The 13685-nt window shown below is 48.4% G+C and carries 14 protein-coding genes and 4 pseudogenes; 6 read left to right on the forward strand and 12 right to left on the reverse strand.

The window, feature by feature from the left end; translation table 11 throughout:
• The first annotated feature begins 74 nt into the window (after positions 1-74).
• Entirely contained in the window at positions 75-1118 is a 1044-nt protein-coding gene (locus NL510_RS12800) for a ParA family protein (protein ID WP_253377226.1), read from the forward strand.
• Between the two features lie 4 nt (positions 1119-1122).
• On the forward strand, positions 1123-1992 hold the full coding sequence (locus NL510_RS12805; RefSeq protein WP_253377234.1) for an SIR2 family NAD-dependent protein deacylase: 870 nt from the start codon (positions 1123-1125) through the stop codon (positions 1990-1992).
• A 227-nt stretch (positions 1993-2219) separates the two neighbouring features.
• On the opposite strand, the pseudogene NL510_RS12810 reads toward NL510_RS12805, so the two are convergent.
• The 12 genes and pseudogenes from NL510_RS12810 to NL510_RS12865 all read right to left on the reverse strand — a co-directional run.
• Positions 2220-2699 (reverse strand): annotated as a pseudogene (locus NL510_RS12810) (DNA cytosine methyltransferase); the annotation flags it as partial.
• 983 nt (positions 2700-3682) lie between these two features.
• A complete protein-coding gene (locus NL510_RS12815; RefSeq protein ID WP_253377236.1) occupies positions 3683-3955 on the reverse strand; it encodes a hypothetical protein in 273 nt (90 codons plus the stop codon).
• On the reverse strand, positions 3952-4200 hold the full coding sequence (locus NL510_RS12820) for a DNA polymerase III subunit theta (RefSeq protein ID WP_253377238.1): 249 nt from the start codon (positions 4198-4200) through the stop codon (positions 3952-3954). The genes NL510_RS12815 and NL510_RS12820 overlap by 4 nt, the downstream gene beginning before the upstream one ends.
• Positions 4197-4595, reverse strand: a complete 399-nt coding sequence (locus tag NL510_RS12825) for a hypothetical protein (RefSeq protein ID WP_017693516.1) — start codon at positions 4593-4595, stop codon at positions 4197-4199. The genes NL510_RS12820 and NL510_RS12825 overlap by 4 nt, the downstream gene beginning before the upstream one ends.
• 199 nt (positions 4596-4794) lie before the next feature.
• Positions 4795-5254 (reverse strand): annotated as a pseudogene (locus NL510_RS12830) (SAM-dependent methyltransferase).
• Between the two features lie 37 nt (positions 5255-5291).
• Positions 5292-5633: pseudogene (locus NL510_RS12835) on the reverse strand (hypothetical protein); the annotation flags it as partial.
• Between the two features lie 194 nt (positions 5634-5827).
• Entirely contained in the window at positions 5828-6088 is a 261-nt protein-coding gene (locus NL510_RS12840) for a DUF977 family protein (RefSeq protein ID WP_253377240.1), read from the reverse strand.
• Positions 6089-6091: 3 nt separating this feature from the next.
• Positions 6092-6766, reverse strand: a complete 675-nt coding sequence (locus NL510_RS12845) for a DUF1627 domain-containing protein (protein WP_253377241.1) — start codon at positions 6764-6766, stop codon at positions 6092-6094.
• 11 nt (positions 6767-6777) lie between these two features.
• Positions 6778-7476 carry a replication protein P gene (locus tag NL510_RS12850; protein WP_253377243.1) on the reverse strand — a complete coding sequence of 233 codons (699 nt, stop codon included), beginning with the start codon at positions 7474-7476 and terminating at the stop codon, positions 6778-6780.
• Positions 7460-8452, reverse strand: a complete 993-nt coding sequence (locus tag NL510_RS12855) for a phage replication protein O (RefSeq protein ID WP_253384888.1) — start codon at positions 8450-8452, stop codon at positions 7460-7462. The genes NL510_RS12850 and NL510_RS12855 overlap by 17 nt, the downstream gene beginning before the upstream one ends.
• A gap of 198 nt (positions 8453-8650) precedes the next feature.
• On the reverse strand, positions 8651-9193 hold the full coding sequence (locus NL510_RS12860) for a toxin YdaT domain-containing protein (RefSeq protein ID WP_253377245.1): 543 nt from the start codon (positions 9191-9193) through the stop codon (positions 8651-8653).
• Between the two features lie 2 nt (positions 9194-9195).
• On the reverse strand, positions 9196-9426 hold the full coding sequence (locus tag NL510_RS12865) for a transcriptional regulator (RefSeq protein ID WP_253377247.1): 231 nt from the start codon (positions 9424-9426) through the stop codon (positions 9196-9198).
• A gap of 111 nt (positions 9427-9537) precedes the next feature.
• Here NL510_RS12865 and NL510_RS12870 point away from each other — a divergent pair, with 111 nt between their 5' ends.
• From NL510_RS12870 to NL510_RS12885, 4 genes and pseudogenes are all read left to right on the forward strand, one after another.
• Positions 9538-9951: a transcriptional regulator gene (locus NL510_RS12870; RefSeq protein WP_253377249.1), complete on the forward strand. Its 414-nt coding sequence runs from the start codon at positions 9538-9540 to the stop codon at positions 9949-9951.
• Between the two features lie 143 nt (positions 9952-10094).
• Positions 10095-10249 (forward strand): annotated as a pseudogene (locus tag NL510_RS12875) (hypothetical protein); the annotation flags it as partial.
• Complete coding sequence (locus NL510_RS12880; RefSeq protein WP_047651444.1) at positions 10242-10406, forward strand: YdaE family protein; 165 nt, start codon at positions 10242-10244, stop codon at positions 10404-10406. The pseudogene NL510_RS12875 and the gene NL510_RS12880, both read left to right, overlap by 8 nt.
• A gap of 140 nt (positions 10407-10546) precedes the next feature.
• The gene (locus tag NL510_RS12885; protein WP_253377251.1) at positions 10547-13684 is read left to right on the forward strand and encodes a RecE family exodeoxyribonuclease; all 3138 of its coding nucleotides are present in this window, start codon (positions 10547-10549) and stop codon (positions 13682-13684) included.
• Position 13685: the final 1 nt, after the last annotated feature.

Consider the following 13685-nt stretch of genomic DNA (forward strand, 5'->3'; position numbering starts at 1 on the left):
GCCGAGCAAGAAAAAATTGCAAAGGAAGTGTTGCTGAGTCTCTATTAATCTTTGAATATAAATAAGGAAAAAAAGTGAAATCAGTAGCGATGTTCAACAATAAGGGGGGGGTAGGAAAAACAACTTTAACCTGTAACCTCGCCTCTTTTATAGCAATGAATTTTAATAAAAAGGTATTGGTGGTCGATTGCGATCCACAGTGCAACTCAACACAACTGATAATGGGTGTTGAAAATTCAGCAGAGCTGTATCTAGACCCAAACCCTACTATAAGCACCATTAAAGATGTGCTACAACCAATAGAGGATGGTGATTCAACAATAAATACTGAATTAACCTTTCTCAAATCAAGTGATAATCGTTTTGGAGTTGACTTATTACCCGGACATCCTTATTTTGCAATCATTGAAGACAGATTAGGTGTTGCCTGGGGGCAACTCAGGGGGAGAGACAGACAAGGTTTTAGACAAACAAACTGGAATACATTGTTATGTAATTTTTTAGAAGATAAATATGATTTAGTTATGTTTGACTTAGGTCCAAGCTTGGGTTCGATAAATAGATCTGTACTCATGGGATGTCAACATTTCCTCACTCCCCTTGGCTCTGATGTGTTTAGTATTATTGGCGTAAAAAATATCTCTTCGTGGTTGAATAACTGGATTGATGATTACAATCACTCTTGGTCGGCATTAACTCCAGAGGAGAGAAGTGTTCTTCAAGATCGATTCTCTGTTCTTCCCGAACCTCGCATTAAAAAGGGCTTTATTGGCTATACAGTTCAATTATATATAACTAAGTCTTATGGGCAAGAACGTCGTGCAACTAAAGCCTATGAGGCTATTATTGGTGATGTTGATAATGAGATCAGAACATCATTAATTGATTTTTACTCTGATAGCCTAATTGCATCCCCTCAAAATTCTAAGTTGGGCGATATTCAACACTTATATAGTTTGGTTCCTCTCGCACAAAAGCAATCTGTTCCTATTCATGCACTAACGAGCACGGATGGCCTTGTTGGTTCGCAGTTTTCAGCAGTTCGAGAATTCTCAAATAAAATACGCCCCATTGCTGAAAATTTACTTAAAAACCTTGGCATGTCCGTTCAGGAGTAAAATAATGATAAATTGGCCAGACTCTTTAGTCGATGAATTAGCCTCTCGTAGATGTGTTATTTTCATTGGATCAGGGGCATCTGCTTCAGCTAAAAAGCGGAATGGTGAAAATGACATATCACCTCCAACCTGGGCAGGCTTACTTAAATTATTATTAGAACGATCTCCTGAGGATGCTATTGGATCAAAAGTAAATGCAGAATCACTCCTTGAAAAACAAAATTATCTCGATTGTGCTGAAATTGTTAGAACAACCTGCCTGCCTAGGGCGGAATACAATCGCTGCATTACTCAAACATTTTCGGGATATGAATCTACTGGGGTACATAAAGCTGTTGAAATTTTAGACCAAAAAGTTGTAATTACTACCAATTTTGATACTTTATATGAGAGTTTATGTCGTCAAGGTCAAGGTAGAGATGGATACTCAGTTATTCGATATTATGACGATGGACTAGTTGCAAGAATGCGCTCTCCAACAAGATTAATAATCAAAGCGCATGGGTGTATAAGTGAGCCCGAAAAAACAATTTTAACAAAGTCTGATTTTTTTAATGCTCGAAGTAAATACTTCGGTTTCTTTGAAGCATTAGAAAGTATTTTTTTAACGCATACAATTTTATTTATTGGGTATAGCGTTAATGACCCTGAAATACAATTAATCTTAGAGAATAACATTATTACTTACCCAAGTGCTAACCCGCACTACGCCACAATGTCTAGTGGTTCTCACCCATCAATCTTGGCTGCATTCAAAAACACCAATAACATAGATGTCTTAGAATACAACCCAGAAAATGATCACGTAGAACTTTTAGACAGCTTAAATAACTTATGTGATTTAGTAGAAGAAAGAAGATCGATACATACATAAGATAATTGGGGTTTTAGTTTACATCTAACAATGTCGTAATATCGGATATCCAATGTTACAGCATTGTTAGATCTTTAAAATCAAAAAATCACCCCATACAAATCTCTGTACCACAGTTAGCAATATGGATAAAACAAATTTATAAATACGTTTTCTCCGCATTCTATTCGCAATAAACGCCAGTCAATGAATGATTTCTAGTATACCCTGCTCTTGGCAGGGTGTGATTAAGCTGTGATGAACTTGTTTTGACAAAGTTCAGGGAGATTTGCTCTCACCAGCGCTTCAGCGAACGGCGGTGGAACCGCATTACCGCAGCGGGCTACCTGCTTATCCTTTGCGTACTTCACGCCGCGGTAGTCTCTGTCGCTGATGTACCATTCAGGGAAGCCCTGCGCCCGGTATAGCTCATGTGGCTGCAGCATGCACATGCCAATATCTACGATGCGGTACACCACGCTTTCGATGGTCACCTGCCCAGTGCTGTCCGGGCAGCAATATTCGCGCAGGAACTCAAGCGCCAGCTGCGCACGCTGCTCATCGTACCCGTCCATGGCAAGCAGGGTTTTCACTTCTTCTGCGTGCCCCCCCTGCAGCAACTGTCGCCATTGGCTGGGGTTGCGCTGCCCTTTCGAGCAGGTTAGATGAAACTTCTTTAGATGAAATGTGATCGCTACGTGGTGATTGCCGAAGGAGATTCTGTTGGCTAATTATCAAGAGACTTTCATAGAGAGTAAAAACTTTGTATTACGTGACTCTAAGGTCTTTGGAAAAAAATGTTAATCATATGTTACGCGCAGCCTATGAAACAAACACCAATAGTTGACGACTCTTATGCAGATTGCGCGATATCATGGTGCGAGATTCTGACCTATCACTGAAGAAATCGACACTCGATCAAATTTTGAATTTTTTTTCTTAATTATTGACATATCTTCTAGGCCTTATGGTACGAGGACTTAGCCTTTTTTACCCTTTCACAACCTCAATTTAACGTCAAAATCAACTCTTGTGCTGAAAAGAATCCTTACTAGAATACTCATCATATAGCGAAAAGATTTTTTGCAAGCCCTATATGTAGTATTTAAACATTTAAATTTTTACGGCCAGCCAGAAATGAAAAAACCCGGCTGATTAGACCGGGTTCTTCAATCGGTAACTGGAGGTGCGAACTTCACTTACCGTGCCAAATGTATCTGGCGACTGAAGTTAGCTTAAACAAATGAACTGAATTCTTCAAGCGAGGGGACGGAACCAGAACACTTTTGGACACTATAGAGAACCTTGAAGTTTGAAATACAAGTAAATTTTTTTGCCCGGGTTTTTGGTGATTCTTGAACCCCACCCCAACCCAAAATCGTGCTGAATGTGTCTGGCGACTACTGATACAGCAACTGCAAAGGCAAGCCCAGTGGTGTTTGCGGCGAGGCGCGATGAACAAAGAGGAAACTGCATGGCATTGCTCCTGCTGTTTTTAAAACTCGCGCACCCGGTGGCGGCCATCATTACGGCCCTGCTGGGATACCTCAAAGACCACTAACCCTAAGCCCAGGAGGCTATTATGGTTGCATTGCTGTTAAAAATCGTACCCCCGATGTTCGTGATCATTAACGCGATCATCGAGTACGTAAACCAGCGCTCTTAAGCCTGGTTTTGAAAAGGCCCGGAGTAGTGGGCCTTATTAACTTCGTTACAGCAGCTCATCTGGGATTGGCTTCACACCTGAGCTTTCAATGAACTGGATTATCTCCTGCCCAGTTGTGCTACGACCAATTGCTACCGCATACACATGCCCGTTATGCGTAAAATGGTCAACCTCAAAGGTTTTGAGGGGAGTGCCTTGGCTTCCATTGCCAACAGCCTGAACGGTAACTTCTCCTACAAGCAACTTTTGTTTGGGATAATCGTCCATCTTGATCTCCCCATCGAGACCGCGACCAATGAATAGATATTCAACTTTCACCTACCATCCTCCTGCTTCTGATAAACCGGATCGCTACCTTTCGGTAAAGTTATCGACTTCTCGCGATAAAACTTCAGGCGTTCAAGGAAGTAATCCCTCAGATGCTCTGGCTGTTCGCGCATAACCACCTCGGCGACAACCGGCATGTTCAGGCGCTCTTTGTACGCCACGCCGGAGGCTGCCAGGTCAACGTTAACCTTGTCGCTCTCTTCTTGGCTTTTGGCTGCAATCTTGTACTCGCTCATAGATAGTCACCAAGATAGTCTCCAAATGCATTAATGAAGGACGAGAAAACTATTAGTATCACCCCCCAAAAAATGTTGATTGAAACCTTCCTACCCTCTTCAGTTGTTACTCTCGTCTTTCCTTCATCATCAAGGCTACCAAAACTAAATGCCTCACTTTGAGATAGGTAAATCCCATCAGCAAAAAGAGGAGAGAGCGTTAGTAATGTACCAATCATTATTCCAATTGCCCCAAATCTTGGCAGGATGCTCCACTGAGAATAATGCTCCGAAAGGTATAACCCTAATGCCATGACTACTATCCAAGATCCAATCATAAAAATGCGATTAGCTAGCCATTTTATATAGGGGTCAAAAGGATGTAAGTCATGTTTGCTTCTACGTATGTTGCTCATAATCCCTCCGCTTTTATGGATGGATTATATCACTCTGTTTACTTTGGCGGTGCATCCATCATTATGCGCTCCATGCGGCGACCACATGCTAGGCGAACCCGGCGAGCTACCTTCTTAATCGCCATGGCTGGCTTGCCTACTAATTTGCATAAAATCAGATTCGGCAGCATTACAGTGATTACGTAGCGGTTGAAGGTCACTACTTCACCTCCTGCTGCGGTGCAATTGAATCCTTCACAAAGATGATCCAGTGGGTTTTATCGTTCTTCCCGGTGCGCTGACCAATAGCTGGCTTCTCGTCTGTCAGCGCCAATATCTGGCTCACAGGGATCTGAGTTTCATTCCATTTGAAAATGAGAACACCGTGTGGCCGCAATACACGGAACGCTTCTTTGAAACCGGCGCGCAGGTCAGAACGCCAAGTCTTTTTGTTCAATCGCCCGTATTTTTTACCCATCCACGCCGTTTGACCGACACGCTCAAGGTGAGGAGGATCGAATACCACCACCGGGAACGAGGCATCAGCAAATGGCAGGTCACGGAAATCAGCAATAAGGTCTGGTCGAATGACCAGACGACGGCCATCGCACAGCTTATGCTCTTCGCTCCGGATATCAGTGAATAACGTGCGCGTATCGCGTTTTGTTGAACCAGAACATGCGGGAACCGCAGCACATGTCTAAAACAACATGCACAGTCTTTCCAGGCCTCCAGCTCGTTCTCAATCTCTTCATCAATTTCGTCATTGGAGGCATCTGTGTTCAGATAATCGCGTGCATCTTTAAGGTACTGCTCCCGGCTTTCGTCGTACCAGGCGGATAACTCCGGAGACCAACCAATATCGGTACCACAAAAATCAACCCGGGCGTTTCTCTCTGCCATACGCTGCACCATGCAATCGGCTGTTGTCAGTGCCGCTTCACGGATATAACCGCGCAGGTCACGCTTACGCCACCATGGGTTTATCTTCGAATCGCAAACGCCCTTGAACTCAACTTCCCAGCGACGGATGCAACGGGAATTCAGTGTTTTGCTCATGCTGCACCGCCTTCGATTGGTTTAATGCTGCTCAGAATCAGGCGGCGCGATGTCAACGGCGCGCCACATCTGAGGCCATCTGCTTTGCGATAGGTTTCATTCCGCCCGACGCACAGGTTGCCGCTGTTTCACGCAGTTGCACTTTTTCTCTCCGTCTTTGGTGATCACCGTTCCGGTATGGGTTTTAATCTTGCTCATGCTGCCGCCTTACTATTCGAAAAACGTTTCAGGTCAAAATCGATGGTTGCGCGCTGGTCGCGGAAAATACCGCAGCGACCATGACGAACCAAGCCACCCTGCTCTATCGCGGTGCGGAGATATTTCTCAGCGGTTGTACGATGCAGGTCGAACATCGCAACGACATCTTTCGTTGTGATGCGTCCGTGCTCTTTCACCAGCTCGATAATTCGGTTGATAATCCTGGTGCGCTCATCATGCGTTTTTGGTCTTGGCATCGGTTACTTACTCCCTGTCAACTGCTGCACGAGAAGTTTATTACGGCCAATCACACGCACTGCTTTGCGCAATTCTTCCAGCTTCACCAGTTTGTTTTTGGTACGACGGATCTCGCGGGAAATAACACTAACAGTCGGAACGTATTGGCCAGCGCTGTAACCTTCAGTGAACGATGGGATTTCGCCGATAATCATCTCAATAGACTTGAACTTTTCAGCCTCTGGCTCTGGCCCATGCTCAGCGGGTTCGTCGTCAACAGGAAGAGACCAGGTTACGCCTTTCCCCTGCCCGTTTTTAACGACTAAGCCCTGGCGCTCAAAGGTCAGCATCACAGAGACCATACCGCGGGCATTTCGGTTAACAGCTGCAGCCAACGCTGCTGTGGTCATTGCCCCGTTATCGCTAAGCTGCTGACGTACGACATCGGGATCAACGGGTACAGGCGCTTCACCTTTCAGACGCCGCGCCGGATGAACAGGTGCCTTTGGCGTTGACTGCTGAGACTGACCTTTCACGGTACCGAGGAACCAGCCGCCGTCTCCAAAATCGCATAACCCCTGATCACGCTGCTCACGTAACATGGTGAGCGCATCAACCGGGTCGATTTCAAGACGGGCAGCAACTTCGCGGTATGTCGCCCGGCCCATTTTTTCCAATACCTGAATTACGGTTTCCATGTGATTTCCTCTCATATCAATCCAGCGTCTTTTCGCTGTTTGTATTTCGCCATCAGCATTTGTGCCGGAGTTGGCCCTCGATCCTGAACAGGCGCGGAAAGTGCACGTCGGATAGGTGGAACCGGCTTACCGGACAGCGCTCGCTTTTCCCATTCATGCAGAATGTCGCCAGCGGCTCGGATAAGTTCGTTCTCGCTGAGTTGCCCCTCGGTACCGCGGCGGCGAAGTTCCAGGCAAACGTAGTAATACAGCGGGTTTTTATCCCTCCAGGGGAACTGCTCACTCGTGGGATAGCGAAAAACAAGTTTCCGCCAGCGCCAGTATTCATACATGACATCGTCAACGGTAATACCCAGTACGCCATTTCCTTCCCGACACCATGCGACGAACTGGCCCGGTGAGGGCAGAAACGGGCGTTCCTGACGACGCGCTATGCGAAGCCCGGCGTTTACCTGTTCCATGGTGGTGATCCCATTTTCATGAAAAGCCAGAAGCCACTGACGGCGCAGTTCATCGTATTCTGCCTGGTCGCTGAAGGTATGTACGCTGGCCGGGAATGCTGCACGCAAGGCGCTAAACAGTGCGTTGAAGATTTCAGCGGTTTGTTCAGCGGGTATGTCCTGCGCATCCTGTAATTCCGGCATGCCGCGTGCTATGCGCGTTAAATTTTCACGGTCCATGCTGACCATCTGCTCAGAAAGACTTTTCATCGAACACCCCGTTTATCCAGTCTGTGTTGTTGAAATCGATCTTGCCCTTCGCAGTGGGCTTCGTTGCCTGTCCCCCGCTGCGCAGGCGCTTGGTTGTCAGGTCGTCCCACTTCCTGCGCAGGCTTGATGGGCTCAGGATGTTGTCTTTCCAGAAATCATCCTTGTTGGCCCACTTGAACAGGTCGCAAATCTCGAAGTGAGTACGGTTGTCCTGCACGCGCATCAGACGGATTGTGTTAGCCCATTCGACCCACTTCGGCTCGCTCAGGCTTGAATTGACCGTCAGGCGCAGGGAATGAATCCAGCGAGCGGCTTTGAGATCGTCAGCAGTTCCCCATGACTTACCTGCAGGCGTGTAGATGCCGTCAGCAGCTTCAGGGTGACGAGAGAGGAATTTTTGAGTTATCTCGTTTCGGGATTCTTCAGAATTCCGAGACGAAGAGATCTTATTATTTATATTGTTGTTATTACATTGTTGTTCATGATTCTCGGTGAAATGCGCGGCCATATTCGCGGGTAAATGCGCGGCATACCCTACGCAAGCCGCACCACTGCTGGCTTCGTCATGCGCGGTGTAATGCTCGGCAATATGCTCGGGGAATTGCGCGGCTAAATCGCTTACTTTTTGAGCGTATTGCTCATAATTTGTGATGGTTATCACAGTGCCTTTTCGCTTCTCTCCAGAGCGAGAAATCATTCCTTCACGCTCGAAAATATCCAGCATTCTATCCACGGCGTGACGACTACATGGCTTCCCGTCCCTATCGCATAATTTCAGCCCCAAATCGGCCGATGTGGTTACCAGTTGTCCGGTTTGTAATGGCCAGTGGCGGCCTTTAAAGTTCGCCGTGTAGGGCTGACGTGCAGCACCCAAAAGAAGGTTCTCCCACAACGTGCGCAGGAACACATCTTTCGCCCAGGGCTTCTTCAGTACGCTCCGGTACAACGGGATGAATCCGGTCTTCTGGTTCTCCATCCGGTTGCTCCTGATGGCACTACGTGCCGCAAAATCGGCATAAGCGACATTTGACATGCTATGCCCCTTTAGCCTGGTGTTTAGTACATGCGTTTGTCATAATGACCTCGCAATTACGTCCCGTTTTTGCATCCGAAAGCCGTTGGTGTTCGCGCACCGCGGCTTTCACCCTAAATTCGACATGATTCACTGCACACCTCACATTACGCCCGGGCTCATGACCGCAAGACCACTCAGAACCTGAACAACAGCCTCCCCAGGCAGAAGCGCCAGCAGGTGTTCAATTCCCTCCCTCACCTCTTTCACCAGCTGGTGCTGCGGCGCCCTCAGAATCACCGCGCGTTTCGCTTCACCGATCTCCTTCTCCATCGCTGCATAGCGCGTCATAAAGCAGTCCTGAGGTAACAGGCGGCCACGGAACTCAAACGGTAGAACGGCGATGATCGCGGGCGACAGCTGGCTGATGTTTTTGCGCGCATACTCCGTATCACCATCGAGCCAGCGGAAGAGTTTCTGACGCTTTCGGCTCAGGTCTTCGGGAAAATCCAGCCCGGCGCCGCCCTGTCTCTCCCATTCCTCAACGATGATTCCTGCAACGACATCCTGGTTATCCAGTGACGCGGCCCAGGCACGAACGGCGTCGCGGATCTGTTCATGCTTATCTGCCGCGCTAGGCTGATTGCGATTTATCATCGCCGCCGTAGGTAATCCGGTATTTTGTTGATATGAAATGGCATGCATGGTCAGGACTCCTGTTTTGGCAGCCCGTCTGTGGGATTTGGGTATGCTTCGGGATCAATTTCATGAGGTGTAATTTGCCAATTAAGGAACTGACAAACCGCACGAACTCGTGACGTTGGGACTTTTCCAGAATTCATCCATCGACTAACCGCCTGAGATGAAAGGCCCATAGCCTCACCAAGCGCAGTTTGAGTAGTGATTGATTTCACTTTTTTCTTAAGTTGCTCGTTCATGACTCCTCCTTAGATTGTGAACAAGCATACACATTGAAACTGAACGTTTCAAATAAATTACTCCAATTTGTTTCAGTTACTTCTGAAACATAGGGTTGTAAAATGGAAAGTATGAATACCGAAACCAATAAAGTTTTCGCATACAGGTTCAACCAAGCTCTTACGGAGCATGGTTGGAATCTTTCCGATTTAGCCCGCCGCGTTGGTGTTACGCCGCAGGCGGCACAGAAGTGGGCGAAAGGAATTTCTATACCTCGCGGTCTGAAGTTGAAGTCACTCGCCGAAGTAACTGGAAAGCCGGAACACTGGTATTTCATGCAGCCAGACACAGATGATCCTGAGGTCATGGCTCACCTTGGTATTCCCAAAAAACTTGATGTTACCGAAGAGGCTCTCCTTGCTATCTTTAATCAGCTCCCCGAAGCTGAAAAATTACGCCTTATCATTCATGCAAAAGGCGTATTGAAAGAACTTGAAGAGCTGAAAGATGATGTTGGTGATCTGATAAAACACCTAAACCGCTAACCCTTCCCCACTTTCCAACGCTGGCGTCGCCGGCGTTTTTTACACCCTCAATTACTAAAGTTAGTTTCAATTCACTTGACCATTGAAATAATTGGTTGTAACTTTAAGCCATCGACAACAAGCGCATCGTTGTCAGGTGATAAACGTTCCGCTGGCCGGCGACAAGGCAAACGAGGGTGAGATGATTGATTTCGCACGCAAACCAGGTCGGCAACAGGCCGTAAAGTTGAATTTTGTAGAAGTGATTCTTCGCCGCTTGTGCTACCTGCTAGCGCAAAAGGGGGATCCAGATGTGTAACTCGACGAAATGTGGGTACTGCGGCAAGCCGGTTGAACCGGAGAAAGTAGTCAAAAGTACCCTTCTCTATCGCAACGGCGCACAGCTGGCGCGCAAAGAAAAAGAATACTGCTCTGAACGTTGTGCTTCGTACGACCAGATGGCCCACGAGGCATAACGTAAAAGCCGCGCAAGGCGGCCCGTACGTCCGGTGCTCCCGACCAAAGTTACACCGGAAAACTACTTAAAAAACCAAAGTTCACCCAATGGGCGCTATCTCTGGCCCGGGGATCTTACATCCAAAAAAGAGGATCTCACATGGAATTTTTCTATGTAGTTAAGGCTACGCAGAAATCTGGCAAAGAAGACGCAGTGATTTGGTTCACTGCGAAATCAGAAGCCCGTGCCAACCTACAGCTCGATGTTGAGCTGGAAGATGCTGGTATTGAAACCGGACGCGGTAAGGATTACGCCAAACCGGTTCGAACCGATTTCCCCGTTTACAACGATCTGCCTGAAGAAAGCACAGTGGATTACACCTGGTGCAAACGCTACGAACTGCAGGACGATGGACGCACGTGGCTGCCAAAGGCTGGTACTGAGTCGACTGGTGCCGTGGACAACACTGCCGAACCGGAAACGACCGTTAATGTCGAAACTACCGTCGAAAGTATCCCTCTTGAAAACCGCACTCCAGCGGTACGTTTTGCCGTCCACCTGACCAGCGACAAATACCAGTCACATATCACTAAAGAGCAGCAGCTGGCTGCCAGCGAAATGTCACTGGATGAAGGCAACACCTATCTCCGGAACCTGCTGCTGGCGAAGAACGACATCCCTGAAGTTTACGAACTCAGCCTGAATGCTGAGTGGAAGATGATCCAGGCTGTTAAGGAGATTTTCGCACCAAACGAAGAACATGAAGTTAAGGTGCTTGCCGCCTTTATGGCTGACTGGGCGAGAGCAGATGCCAGCGATCGCAATCAGTTAGTTGAAGAGTGGAGAAGCGGAAAGCTTAATCTTCTCAAATCAGAAAGCACCAGCATCGAAGACGTTGCAACTGCTCAGGATTTAAAACCTGATAACGGTATCCAGATTGACGAAAATGATGACGAAACCACACGTTATCCCGTCGTTCGTATGCCATTTCGCAAGCAGCTACTCGCCCAGTTCACCGGCGACGAACTGCGCCACCACTTAACCCGCGAAGAATACGAAGGTATCAGCGCGCTGGAGATGGACACTGACAACAGCTATGTCCAGAACCTGCTGCTGGCGGCAGAAAACTGCGAAGAGGTTAAGGGTTACGATACCAAAGACCTTTGGCGGTATACCGACGCCATTCGCAAAGTGTTCAGCCAGGAAAAGCGTCACGAACTCGCGTTAGTTCTCCGTTTCACCAGGATCTGGGCGGCGACTGATTATATTGACCGCGGCATTCTCGTTCGCGAATGGGCAGCCGGAAACCTCATCAGCAGCGTGCAACGTACTGATTCAGGCACTAACGCTGATGGCGGCTATGTTACTGACCGCGGCGAAGGCGCGCATCACACACTGGACACTCTCGATCTTGAGATTGCCTGTGCCCTACTGCCTATGGATTTCCACCACTTCGAAATTCCTTCGAGCGTATTACGACGAGCCAAAGAAATCGTGGCCAAGAAAGAAGAACCATGGAAGTCATGGAGCGCAATCTTACGCAATCAACCAGGCATACTGGCGGTGAACCGTGCGGCAATCTTCAATCTGATCCGCATCGCACCAGAAAACATTCATCACACGCCAGCGGCTCATCTTGAGTTTGTGAATAAAACCATGACGGCTGAGTTTAACTCTGCTGTGGAGTTACTGCCGTTACCAGCTCCTTCTGTTGAGACCGAAGCCCAAGTTGAACAACCGCAAGTTGAAAATCTCGGCAGTGGCGTGTTCTCCATCGATGGACTGATAGGAGGAAATACCGCCCCGGTCATCGATATCCCTTCAAATGAAGTCGAAAAAACGGAAAACACAGCGGAGACCACCAGCGATGTGCAGATGGAAACGACTCAGCCAGAGAAAGTCGAAAATACTGATCTGGTACAACCAGGCGAAGGCACTGATGCAGCTGATACGCAAGCAGTTACCGTAGCGCAGGAAGAGCAGAAAGCAGAACCGGTAATTGAATACCCGGCTTACTTCGAGCCTGGCCGATACGAAGGCCTACCGAATGACATTTATCACGCAGCAAACGGTATTAGCTCAACCCAGGTGAAAGATGCCCGGATCAGCCTGATGTATTTCAACGCACGCCATGTGGCTAAAACAATACCGCGCACTGCATCCAAAGTTCTGGACATGGGGAACCTGGTGCACGCCCTTGCACTGCAGCCGGAAAACCTCGAAGCAGAGTTCAGCGTAGAACCGGAGATCCCTGAAGGTGCGTTTACGACCACCGCAACTCTGCGTGAGTTCATTGATGGGTACAACGCCAGCCTGCCGGCGCTGCTAAGCGCTGACGAGATTAAAGCGTTACTTGAAGAACATAACGCGTCCCTTCCCGCTCCAGTGCCGCTTGGCGCCAGCCTGGAAGAAACGGCTCAAAGCTATATGGCTCTCCCAGCTGAGTACCAGCGTATTGAAGAAAGCCAGAAGCAGACAGCAACAGCAATGAAGGCATGTATTAAAGAGTACAACGCCACCCTGCCCGTGCCGGTTAAAACCAGCGGCAGCCGTGATGCGTTACTTGAGCAATTAGCAATCATCAATCCTGATTTGGTCGCACAGGAAGCGCAGAAACCGACACCGCTGAAAGTGTCTGGCAGCAAAGCAGACATGATCCAGGCAGTTAAGTCGGTTAAGCCCGATGCCATATTCGCCGACGAACTTCTGGATGCCTGGCGCGACAACCCTGGCGAAAAAATTCTGGTTACCCGCCAGCAGTTGGCAACGGCACGGGCAATTCAGTCTGCACTCCTGGCGCACCCGACCGCTGGCATGCTGCTGACACATCCAAGCCGTGCCGTTGAAGTGAGCTACTTCGGCTTTGACGAGGAAACGGGCCTAGAAGTTCGTGTACGTCCTGACCTTGAGATCGATCTGGACGGCGTGCGCATCGGTGCTGACCTGAAAACTATCAGCATGTGGAACGTCAAGCAGGAAAGCCTGCGCGCCCGGCTGCACCGGGAAATCATTGACCGGGACTACCACCTCAGCGCGGCTATGTATTGCGAGACCGCGGCGCTGGACCAGTTCTTCTGGATTTTCGTCAACAAAGACGAGAACTACCACTGGATCGCCATCATCGAGGCATCCGCAGACCTGCTGGAACTGGGCATGCTCGAGTACCGCAAAATGATGCGCGCCATCGCAACCGGCTTCGACACCGGAGAATGGCCGGCGCCGATCCTCGATGATTACACCGCTGAACTGAACGACTTTGACATGCGCCGCCTTGAAGCGCTGCGCACTCAGGCTTAAG

Source organism: unidentified bacterial endosymbiont (assembly GCF_918797525.1).
Classification (GTDB): Bacteria; Pseudomonadota; Gammaproteobacteria; order Enterobacterales; family Enterobacteriaceae; genus Enterobacter.